This is a genomic window from Methylobacterium sp. D48H (assembly GCF_053345715.1).
Window position 1 is genome coordinate 1 of sequence record NZ_JBKFAP010000096.1, and the last position, 410, is coordinate 410.

The 410-nt window shown below is 72.7% G+C and carries 1 protein-coding gene; it reads right to left on the reverse strand.

Annotation, left to right across the window (positions count from 1 at the left end; all coding sequences use genetic code 11):
* Positions 1-347, reverse strand: a 347-nt coding sequence (locus tag ACLBX8_RS31640; protein WP_447716410.1) for an ATP-binding cassette domain-containing protein, incomplete at its 3' end; no start/stop codon positions are given.
* Between the last annotated feature and the right edge of the window lie 63 nt (positions 348-410).

Here is a 410-nt window from a genome sequence, read left to right on the forward strand (position 1 = left end):
ACGTTCTCGCGCACCGTGAGGTGCGGGAAGACGTTGGTGATCTGGAACGACTTGGCGATGCCCATCCGGGCGAAGGCGTGCGGGGCCGCCCCGGTGATGTCGCGCCCGCGGGACAGCACGCGGCCCTCGCTCGGCGGGAAGGCGCCCGAGATCAGGTTGAAGAAGGTCGACTTGCCCGCCCCGTTCGGCCCGATGATCGCCGTGATGCCGCCCTCCGGGAACGCGACCGTCACGTCCGACAGGGCGCGGAAATGCCCGAACCGCTTGCCGAGCCCCTCCGTGGCGAGGAGCGGCGGCGCCGTACTCGGCGCCTTGGCCGGCGCGGCGACCGGGGCGGCGCTCACCATCCGGCCCTCCTCAGGCGCGCCAGCACCTCGCCCCAGATGCCGAGCGGCAGGAACAGCACGAAG